Raw genomic sequence first — 8,875 nt, 5'->3', positions numbered from 1 at the left:
TTTTAACCCGCTCCGATGGAGGCCCCCGACGGGCGGGACGTTGGCGCGTCCTGGACCGCCCGGGCGATTTCAGCCCGGACCTGTTGCGCTTGCCGATCCTTCGCCGCCTGGGCTTCGTCCTGTGTTGCAAGGAACCTGCCCAGGTCCGTCGTGAAGTCGCCACTCAAGGCCACCAGCAAACGCTTCCCGCTCGACCACCCCCGAAAGCCGCATCGGTCGCCGTACGTGCGCCCTTCCCGTGCTTTCAGGTGCAGGCATTATGCGGGCGCTCCGGAGGGGTGGGGATAACTTAGGCCGAGAAATTCTAGAGTGTTGAAACCGCTAGACTTTGCTCCCTATCCGCCGAGCATCGACGCCGGCTGACGAGGGACGCGCACCTGCGAACGTCTTCAGCCATGCTCTCGAAGCCGGGAAGACACCCAAAGAAAAAGGGCCGCCCCGAGGGGCGGCCCTTTCCAGGTTTCCCGAAGGAACCTTGGTCTTAGAAGGCGTACTTCAGACCGAAGCGCACGGTGCGCGGGCTCTGATAGGTGCGCGGCATGCCGTAGTAAGGCGCGCGAACGCCCTTGATGGCGCCGGCCGAAGTCCGGACTTCGCCTTGCTCGACCACGCGGGTGATCGAGTCACCGTCGAACAGGTTGAAGACGTCCACGGTGGCCGTCAGGCTGCCGCGGGTGTCGGACTCGAGGATCTTATAGGCCACGCTCAGGTCCAACTGATAGGTCCAGTCGGTGTTACCAACCGAACCACGCGGCGTCGCAACGCTGTTATACGAGAGGTTCGGCTGGCCCAGAGCGGTCAGCTGGGGCGCAAGCGTCGTGGCGGTGCCCTTGGACGTGCCGTTCGGGCAGTACCAAGCCGACGGCGTGCCCGAGTCGGGAGCCAGCGGATCGATCGACTGCGGCAGATAACCGATACAGCCATACGGACGACCCGATTGGATCGTGGCGTTGGCGCCGATCATCAGCTTTTCGAAGGGCGACCAGGTGCCGAACGCCTTGAAGGTGTGCTTACGACCGTTAGGCAGAGAGCCGTACGAACCCACGGTGTTGGCGTTGTGGTCGAAGTCTTGCGTGATCGACGTGTCGGTTTGACCGACATCCGACTTCACCGCGCCTTCGTAGTTGCCGCGCGACTTGGCCCAGACGTACGAACCTTGCACGCCCCACTTGCCGTCGAACGGACGTTCGAAGGTGAACTCGACCGCCTGGTACTTACGCTCAACTTCCGGCAGCTTCAGATCTTCGGCCGTCAGGTTGATCGTTTGCGGATTGTAGGCCGGGTTGGCGGCGCCGGTGCCGGTCGTCCGAGGATCCCCCTGCAGGTCGATAAAGACCGTGGCGCCGTCACCCGGGTTGATCAGGACGTACGGGAAAACAGCCGAGAAGTCCGACGGAGCCGACGTCGGCGTGTCGCCGGCGGCGGTGACGCAAGTCGCATTGCTGGTGCGGGTGCAATAGCGCGCGATGGCGTCACCGATGGCGGTGTCTTCGATCGTGCTCTTCAGGTTCCGGTTGATATACCGAACGCCGCCCTTCCAGTCGGCCAGCATGCCTTCGCGGAAGCGGTGTTCATAGCCCAGCACGAACTCGCGTTCGTACATCGGCTCCAGGTCCTTCTCGATGACCGAGCGGGGATCGGGGGCGCCGGGGGGGCTGAAGTAGTCCGTCGCGCCGATCTGAGCGCCCATGGTCGGGTAGGCGCCGTTCAGCGTCAGCAAGCCGCACGAGGCATCGGTCAAGCAGGGCGCCGAGCGGGTCGTTTGGAAATACTGGTCGGTGTAGATTTCACCCGACGAGGCGCGGATCGACGTGTTCAGAGCGATAGGCAGGTAGTAGTCGCCCACCGAGCCGTAGATCTTGTCGTCGCCGTTGCCGAAGGGGTCCCAGTTGAAGCCGAGGCGCGGCGCATACTGGTCGTCGATGTTGATGTAGCTTTTGCCGTCGACGTTCTTGTAGTCGTAGATGTCGGCGCGAACACCCAGCTGCAGGCTGAAGTTCGGCGTGACTTGCCACGAGTCTTGAACATACCAAGCCGATTGCTCGGCTTCGAAATCACCGACGTTGGCGAAGGTCAGCTTTTCAGCGCAACCGAAGATGCCGGCGCCGGCGGGGCAGTCGGCTTGCGCATAGGCGTAGTAAAGAGCGCCGCCCGAATAGGCGCTGAGCGCCGACGAGACGAGGTCTTCGCGATCGTAGCCGACCTTCAGATGGTGATCACCGAACGCCTTGAAGTAGAAGTCGCCATCGACGCGATAGGTCTTGCGCTCGTCCTTGCCTTCAAGGTTGAAAGGGCCGCCTTGACGGCCGCTGGTGGCGTTGCCGCCGGCCAGGGCGCCGAAGTCCAGGATGCCCGGTTGTTCGATGTTGGGGCCGTAGTCCTTGTAGTCGCTTTCGATCGAACCATACAGGGCCGACAGGGTGAACCAGTCGGTGAACACGCCCGTGTACTTGTAGATCTGGTTCAGACCGCCGGACTCTTGCCAATAGGGGTTCAGCGGTCCCGTCGACTTGCCCGTCGAGCGAGCGAAGTTCAACGGGGCGAAGTCGGTGGTCGAGGAGTCGGAGAAGACGGTCGCCTCGATGCGGTGATTTTCGTTCAGCACGAAGTCGAACTTACCGAACCACCGGGGATCGTTGTACTTGGTGTTCAGTTGGGTTCCGTTGGCGGTCGTCGGGTTCGTGAACTGCACCGGCCCCTTGGTGCTGGTGTAGCGCGCATTGTACAGCAGGAAGGCGAAGACGTGGTCTTCGATGATCGGACCGCTGCCCCAGATCGTCTGTTCGTTGGTGTCGGACTTCGAGTACTGGTTCAACACGGTCTGACCGACCGAGTTGTTGCCGCCCGGAGCATAGGCGGTGCCGCGCTTGCCGCGCAGGCTGTTCGGCGTCCATTGGGTGCTGACGCCGAAGTGGAAGTCGTTCGAGCCCGAACGGGTCACGATGTTGACGACGCCGCCGGTGCCGCGGCCGAATTCGGCTTGGTAACCGCCCGACTTGACGTCGACGCTTTGGATGGCTTCGAAGGGCAGGTCCGAATAGCCCAGGAACGTCCGCTGGTCGGTGACGTTCAGGCCGTTGATGTAATAGACGCTTTCAGCGGCCGAGGTGCCCGAGACGGTGACGGCCGACTGGTTGCGGCGCACGCCGTTGGCGGCGATCGAGGCGTCGGCGGTGCCGACGCCCGGCGCCAGCAGGACGGCCGAGTTGATCGAACGGCCGAGCGGAACGCGGCTGGCGACTTCCTGGACATCGACGACGAGGCCGGTGTCGGTGCGCGAGAAGTCCTGGGTCCTACGGGTCGCCGAGACGACGACTTCGCTGACCGAGCCGACTTGTTGCAGCGTGAAGATGAAGTTGTTCGAGCCGCCCGCGACGACCGAGACGACTTGGTTTTCGGCGGCGCTGTAGCCCGAAGCCGAAATCGTCGCGCGATAGGAGCCGGCCTGCAGAGCGGGCGAGAAGAACGAACCGTCGGCGCCCGTGGTCAAGGTCCGCGTGGTGCCTTGGCCCGAGGTGACGACCACGGTCGCATTGGCGATCGGAGCGCCGGAAGCGTCCTCGACCTTACCGGAGATGTTGCCCGAGGTATAATCCTGAGCCGAGGCCAGGGTCGGGATCGCCGTGGCGACCGCCGTGATCGCCAGCGGCGCGGCGACCGAAGCCAGACCGGCCAGCAGCGTCGAGGTCAGAAGGCGCACGCGCACGCCGCCCTTGGTGGAATTGATCTTCATATTATCCCCTCTAGCGCGGCGGAGCATCCAACCGACAGCACACGCCCCTTTCGGGGGCGTTACGTTCGGCCTGTGTGGATTTTTGCCCCAACTCCACCGCGAGAACTTAGGTGTCCCGGAAAACATTTCCCCGGTTGGGTCGACGTTAGGAGCCGCGCCGCGCGCCGGTCAATTGCCATTACCGATCCGTAATAACATCGCCTCGGGCTGTCGCATTATCGCAACACGATCGCCTCATTTCTGACGAACACCGCTCAATTCTTCCACAAACCCATCGATAACACGGGTCTCACCCCCCGTATCCCGTTGGGAGCAAAGGCAAATTCCACCCGCCCGATGGAACTGGGCGCATTCCGCGAACAATAGTCATTCCAGCGGTCAAAAGACCTCCCGCCGCATTGACATTTGATAAAATGCCCCCAACGAGGCGAACTTATATCGGTACCAAATGCTTAAACTTGACGATCAGTGGGATATTATTCCCAGGACCCGCTCAAATTTCCGACACATTTCACCGGCGCCGACCGTTGCGCAGGCGCCCGAGTGTCAGGATGATGGGCGACACCGTTTCGGCGCCGCCCTTTCCTGTGAGTACAAGCCATGACCGCGTTCCGCCGTGTAACCGACTCGCTGTCGGTCAGCCCTCAGATCGCGATCGACGACCTGGATCGCGCCGCGAGCGAGGGTTTCGTCCTGGTGATCAACAATCGCCCCGACGACGAGGAGCCGGGCCAGCCGTCCAGCGCCCAGGTCGAGGCCGCGGCGCGCGCGGCGGGCCTGGACTATGTGCATATTCCGGTGCGGGGCGGGCCGACCCACGATCAGGTCGAGGCGGTGCGTCGCGCGGTCGAGGGCGCCGAGGGACCGGTCCTGGCCTTCTGCCGTTCGGGCACCCGTTCGATCGTCACCTGGTCCCTGGGCCAAGCCGCCTCGGGCGCGGCCGACCGCGCCACCCTGGTGCGCCAGGGCGCGGAGGCGGGCTACGACCTCTCGGGCGTGTTGGGCGTCTAGTTGAGATGGCTCAGGACGATCCGGGCCGCCATCGCCGCCGGTTCGGGCGTGCAGCTGGCCACCCCGAACTGGGCCGCGATGAGACACAGTGTGGCGAAGGCGGCGCGCTGGAGCCGTTTTGAAACAAAAATCGCTGTGTCGGCGGCCATGATCCATACTCCGGGCGGGTTACGGATCGCTCACCGCAAGACCGGCGCCGACTTTCCCGCCCGCCGCCGCGCCAAGCCACGCGAAAGGCCGACATGATCCCCTTCGTCCGCGACATCGAGTTCGAGTATGGGCGCTGCGACCAGGTCTCGCCGCTGACCCGTCGCGTGATCGCCGACAATCCGGGGCCCTTCACCTATGTCGGCACCGGAACCTACATCGTCGGACGCGGGACGGTGGCGGTGATCGATCCGGGCCCGGGCCTCCCCGGCCACCTCCAGGCGCTGCTGGCGGCGCTGGAGGGCGAGAGCGTCAGCCACATCCTGGTCACCCACCACCACAGCGACCACTCTCCCCTCGCCCGTCCGCTGCAGAAGGCGACCGGGGCGACGATCTTCGGCCGGCGGGCGCCGCACCTGGCCGAACCGGATCCGGGCCTGGTCCTTGAGGCCGGCGAGGACGAAGGCTTCCGCCCCGATGTCGAGATCGCCGACGGCGAGGTCTTCGAAGGCCCAGGTTGGACCCTGCGGGCCGTGACCACGCCGGGCCACACCTCAAACCATGTCTGTTTCGCCCTGAAGGAGGAGAACGCCCTGTTCTCCGGCGACCATGTGATGGGCTGGTCGACCACGGTGATCACCCCGCCTGACGGCGACATGGGCGACTATTTCGCCAGCCTGGAGAAGGTGAAGGCCGAAGGGTTCGACACCCTGTGGCCGACCCACGGCTCGCCGGTCCGCGAGGTGGAGCCATTCCTCCAGGCCTATGCCGACCACCGCCGCGCGCGCGAAGCCCAGGTCCTGGCCGCCCTGGCGCAGGGACCGACCACGATCAAGGCCATGGTCCCCACGCTCTACGCCGCCGTCGATCCGCGCCTGCATCCGGCCGCCGCCATGTCGGTGCTGGCCCATATGCTGCTGCTGGTGAAGGAAGGGCGGGTAACGTGCGAGGGCGTGGCGGGGCTGGAGTCGGAATATCAGCTGGCCTGAAGACCTGGCCTATCCCCTTCAGGGCAGCACATAGTCCTTCATCTGCTGGCGGATCACCTTCTTGTCGATCTTGCCGGTCGCTCCCAGGGGGATCTCGTCGACGAAGATCACGTCGTCGGGCGTCCACCACTTGGCGATCTTGCCCTGCAGGAACTCCAGGAACTCTTCCTTGGTGGCGGTCTCGCCGGCCTTCAGCTTGACCAGCAGGATGGGCCGCTCGTCCCACTTGGGATGCGGCACGCCGATCACCGCCGCCATCGCCGCCTTGGGATGGCCCATGGCGATGTTTTCGATGTCGATCGTGCTGATCCACTCGCCGCCCGACTTGACCACGTCCTTGGCCCGGTCGGTGATCTGCATGAAGCCGTGATCGTCGATCGTGGCCACGTCGCCGGTGTCGAAGAAGCCCTCGTCGTCGAGGATCTTGCCGCCCGCGCCGCGGAAATATTCGGCGGCGATGATCGGGCCGCGGATCTTCAGATTGCCGAAGCTCTTGCCGTCGTGCGGCAGGCGCTTGCCGGCGTCGTCGGTCAGCTTCAACTCGACGCCGAACGGCGGCCGGCCCTGTTTGAGCCGGTAGTGCATCTGCTGGTCGTAGGGCAGTTGCTCCAGTTCGTCGGTCAGCACCGACAACGTGCCGACCGGCGAGGTCTCGGTCATGCCCCAGGCGTGGACCACCTCGACGTCGTAGTCGTCGTGGAAGGCGCGGATGATGTGCTCGGGACAGGCCGCCCCGCCGATCACCACCTTCTTCAGCACCGGCAGCTTGGCGCCCGTCTCCTTCAGATGCTGCAGCAGCATCTGCCAGACGGTCGGCACCGCGGCCGAGAAGGTGACGCCCTCGGTGTCGAGCAATTCGAAGATCGAGGCGCCGTCCATCTTGGCGCCCGGCATGACCATCTTGGCGCCGGTTCCGGGGGCCGAGAACGCCACGCCCCAGGCGTTGGCGTGGAACATCGGCACCACCGGCAGGATCACGTCCTTCTGCGACAGGCCCATCACGTCCGGTTGAAGCGTGATCAGGGTGTGGAGGACGTTGGAGCGGTGCGAATAGAGCACGCCCTTGGGATCGCCCGTCGTTCCCGAGGTGTAGCAAAGCCCCGCCGCCGTGCCCTCGTCGAAACCGCCCCAGGCGCAGTCGGCATGATGCTGCTCGACGATGTCCTCGAAGCACAGCACGCCCTTGAAGGTCGGCGTCTCGCCCGCCGGCTTGAAGTCGGCCGGCATGTGGTCGCGGTCTGTGAACAGCACCACGTGCTCGACGGTGGGCAGGTGCTGCAGAATCCCGGCGATGATCGGCAGGAAGGTCAGGTCGGCGAAGATCGCGCGATCACCGGCGTGGTTGGCGATCCAGGCGATCTGCTCGGGAAACAGGCGCGGGTTCAGGGTGTGGCACACCGCCCCGATGCCCATGATGCCGTACCAGGCCTCCATGTGGCGGCCGGTGTTCCAGGCCAGGGTGCCGACTCGGTCGCCCGGCTTGATCCCCATGGCCAGCAGGGCGTTGGACACGCGCTTGGCGCGTTCGTGGATCGCGCCGTAGGTGGTGCGCACGATCGGCCCCTCGATCGAACGGGTGACGACCTCGCGCGCGCCGTGCCACTGGGCGGCGTGGTCGATGATCTTGTCGACCGTCAAGGCCCCGTGCTGCATCAAGCCTTGCATCGGCCCCGCCCTCCCAATTCGTTATCGCTGTTCAGGCAAGGCTAGCCGGGCGACGGCGACGGCGCAACGCGGCGTGGGTGCGGCGCGAACCTTGACTGGTCGCGCTGATCCGCCGCAGGTCGCATGCAGGTCATCGGCGACGCGATCACTTATATGTCGCCTCGCCTACACAACGGGCGGCAGGACGGGAATTCAGTGCGCGCTTTCGACGCCATATGGGCCGACGACCGGTTGGACGAGGTGGCGATGGACATTCATCGCCTGCTGCCCTCGCGGCTTGTTCCCGCTCTGTTGGTGGCGAGCGTGGCCGCCTACGCCCTCGGCTTCGCCGTGGCGATCGGTTGGCTGTTGACCCTGATGGCTTGCGAGAGCTTGGCGCGGTTGGCCACGCGGCGATTCAAGGCGGGCGTGCCCGGCCGGCCGGCCGCTCGCGCCGCCTTCGTCTGGGCGGCCCTGCCGATCAATCTGACCTGGGCGACCCTGGGCGCGATGTTCTGGCTGTCGACTCACGCCGATCTCAAGATGGCGGCCTTCGCGATCTGGGCCGGCCAGATCATCTTTGCCCAGAACTTTCGGCACCAGCCCCTCGTCCTGCTGGCGATCAGCGCCGTGACGCCGATGATATGCCTGCTGGTCTTCCCGATCTTCTTCCTGGCAGGCGGCGGCGTGGGTCCCAACACCACGCGGCTGGCCGCGGCTATGGTGGTGCTGACCACGGTCGCCGTCGTGCTCGCCAATCGCGCCGCCGCCAACCGGATGGACGCCCTGACCCGCGGCCTGCGCGAAGAGCGCGAGCGGGCCCTGGAGGCCAACCGCGCCAAGTCGACCTTCGTGGCCGTCACCAGCCATGAGCTGCGAACGCCGATGAACGGCCTGCTGGGCATGGCCTACGCCCTGGATCGCACCAACCTCAACGAGGCCCAGCGCCGCCACGTGCGTCTGATGATCAAGTCGGGCGACAGCCTGATGCAGGTTCTCAACGACGTGCTGGACCTGTCGAAGATCGAGGCGGGCAAGGTCGATCTGGACCATGTGGCCGTCAACCTGCACGACCTGGTCCGCGCGGCCGGCGACGCCTGGCGCGACGCCGCCGCCGAGAAGGGCCTGTGGCTGACGATCCAGATCGATCCGTCCGCGCCCGCCTGGATCCTGGCCGACCCCCAGCGCATCCGCCAGGTGCTGATGAACCTGATCTCCAACAGCCTGAAGTTCACCAGCCAGGGCGGGGTGACGGTCCAACTCCTGGCGCCGTCCTCGCCGGTGGCCCCGTCCTTGGCGACCAACGGCGCGTGCGAGATCCGGTTGCGGGTGGTCGACACCGGCGTCGGCG

General features: G+C 65.4%; 6 protein-coding genes. 3 read left to right on the top strand and 3 right to left on the bottom strand.

The features are described 5' to 3' along the window. Nucleotides 1-481: 481 nt before the first annotated feature. Nucleotides 482-3,733, bottom strand: coding sequence for a TonB-dependent receptor (locus WAL33_RS05275; protein ID WP_422179198.1), 3,252 nt, complete (start codon nt 3,731-3,733; stop codon nt 482-484). Nucleotides 3,734-4,333: 600 nt separating this feature from the next. Between WAL33_RS05275 and WAL33_RS05270 the strand changes: the two genes are divergently transcribed. Continuing rightward, entirely contained in the window at nt 4,334-4,744 is a 411-nt protein-coding gene (locus WAL33_RS05270) for a TIGR01244 family sulfur transferase (RefSeq protein ID WP_422179196.1), read from the top strand. Here the strand turns inward: WAL33_RS05270 and WAL33_RS05265 are convergent. Further along, nucleotides 4,741-4,893, bottom strand: coding sequence for a hypothetical protein (locus WAL33_RS05265; protein WP_422179194.1), 153 nt, complete (start codon nt 4,891-4,893; stop codon nt 4,741-4,743). The two genes, WAL33_RS05270 and WAL33_RS05265, sit on opposite strands and share 4 nt — an antisense overlap. Nucleotides 4,894-4,986: 93 nt before the next feature. Here WAL33_RS05265 and WAL33_RS05260 point away from each other — a divergent pair, with 93 nt between their 5' ends. Then, on the top strand, nt 4,987-5,880 hold the full coding sequence (locus WAL33_RS05260) for an MBL fold metallo-hydrolase (RefSeq protein ID WP_422179192.1): 894 nt from the start codon (nt 4,987-4,989) through the stop codon (nt 5,878-5,880). A gap of 18 nt (nt 5,881-5,898) precedes the next feature. On the opposite strand, the gene WAL33_RS05255 is transcribed toward WAL33_RS05260, so the two are convergent. Further along, nucleotides 5,899-7,545: a long-chain-fatty-acid--CoA ligase gene (locus WAL33_RS05255; protein WP_422179190.1), complete on the bottom strand. Its 1,647-nt coding sequence runs from the start codon at nt 7,543-7,545 to the stop codon at nt 5,899-5,901. A 195-nt stretch (nt 7,546-7,740) separates the two neighbouring features. On the opposite strand from WAL33_RS05255, the gene WAL33_RS05250 reads away from it, so the two are divergent. Beyond that, nucleotides 7,741-8,875: histidine kinase dimerization/phospho-acceptor domain-containing protein (locus WAL33_RS05250; protein ID WP_422179188.1), on the top strand; the 1,135-nt coding region annotated here is incomplete at its 3' end.

The organism is Caulobacter sp. (genome assembly GCF_049283275.1).
GTDB lineage: Bacteria > Pseudomonadota > Alphaproteobacteria > Caulobacterales > Caulobacteraceae > Caulobacter.
Note: the sequence above shows the minus strand (reverse complement) of the source record. Positions and strands in the feature narration are given on the sequence as shown.

What these genes read in the sequence shown, in the direction of transcription:
- WAL33_RS05260 (WP_422179192.1), top strand. Translation starts at nt 4,987, where the DNA reads ATGATCCCCTTCGTCCGCGACATCGAGTTCGAGTATGGGCGCTGCGAC.
- WAL33_RS05270 (WP_422179196.1), top strand. Translation starts at nt 4,334, where the DNA reads ATGACCGCGTTCCGCCGTGTAACCGACTCGCTGTCGGTCAGCCCTCAG.
- WAL33_RS05265 (WP_422179194.1), bottom strand. Translation starts at nt 4,893, where the DNA reads ATGGCCGCCGACACAGCGATTTTTGTTTCAAAACGGCTCCAGCGCGCC.
- WAL33_RS05275 (WP_422179198.1), bottom strand. Translation starts at nt 3,733, where the DNA reads ATGAAGATCAATTCCACCAAGGGCGGCGTGCGCGTGCGCCTTCTGACC.
- WAL33_RS05255 (WP_422179190.1), bottom strand. Translation starts at nt 7,545, where the DNA reads ATGCAAGGCTTGATGCAGCACGGGGCCTTGACGGTCGACAAGATCATC.